This is a genomic window from Acinetobacter sp. YH01004, from assembly GCF_013420455.1.
Classification (GTDB): domain Bacteria; phylum Pseudomonadota; class Gammaproteobacteria; order Pseudomonadales; family Moraxellaceae; genus Acinetobacter; species Acinetobacter towneri.
Genome location: NZ_VOXZ01000047.1, coordinates 1 through 1,014 on the forward strand (window position 1 = coordinate 1; position 1,014 = coordinate 1,014).

The window sequence follows — 1,014 nt, forward strand, 5'->3', positions numbered from 1 at the left end:
TTGCTGACCATTGTCTTCAATATAACCTGCACCTCGGTTCTCATTATTTTGCGCTAAAGCCTGTTGCAGTTGTTCTAATGAGATATTCAGTTGCTGCATCCGGTTTAAATCGGGAGAGACCACATAGGTTTTTTCAAAACCACCAATACTGTTGACCTCTGCAACTCCCTTAACACGTTGCAGTTGAGGACGCACAATCCAGTCCTGAATCTCACGCAAATCCATCGGCGTGTATGCAGTTCCATCCGGCTTTTTCGCATTCGGATCTGCCTTCAGTACCCATTGATAAATCTCACCGAGACCCGTAGAAACGGGGGACATCGTCGGTGCGATTTGTGCAGGCAACTCAGATTGCGCCTCCTGTATCCGTTGGTTAATCTGCTGACGGGCCCAATAAATATCAGTCCCATCTTTAAAGACAATGGTGACTTGAGAGAGTCCATAACGGGATATGGAACGGGTAAGCTCCAGATCCGGAATGCCAGCCATGGCATTTTCAATGGGATAGGTAATCCGCTGTTCGACTTCAAGCGCAGTAAAACCCTTGGCTTGAGTATTAATCTGGACTTGGGTATTGGTAATATCGGGTACAGCATCAATCGGGAGTTTCTGATAGCTATACACCCCGACCGCAATCCAGGTACAGACAAAGAGCAACACCCAAATCGCATTTTGTATGGAAAACTGAATGATTCGTTCGAATAAACCTTCTGGTTTTGGCAGATCAGAATTAATGTTCATGGCCTGCCTCGTCTTTTTCTAATTCAGATTTCAACAAGAAACTGCCTTGAGCGATATACTTCTGCCCTTCAGTCAGCCCAGAAATCACTTCAAGCCATTGTCCATCACTTGAAGCCTGCCCCAATTGCACTTTCTGTGCTTTTAAGTGGACTTGACCTTTTTGTTCTGAATCTACGATGAAAATACTGTCTTCACCTTCAATACTTTGCAGCGCAGACTTTTGAATCCGAAGGGCTGATTTTGCTGTAGCTTCCGGAATCAACACTCTCACTA

Annotated in this window: 1 protein-coding gene and 1 pseudogene; both read right to left on the bottom strand. The window is 45.2% G+C overall.

From position 1 onward, the window contains the following. On the bottom strand, positions 1-741 hold a 741-nt coding region (locus tag FTT71_RS13225; protein WP_180161025.1), incomplete at its 3' end, for an efflux RND transporter permease subunit. Next, positions 731-1,014 (bottom strand): annotated as a pseudogene (locus FTT71_RS13230) (efflux transporter periplasmic adaptor subunit); the annotation flags it as partial. The gene FTT71_RS13225 and the pseudogene FTT71_RS13230, both read right to left, overlap by 11 nt.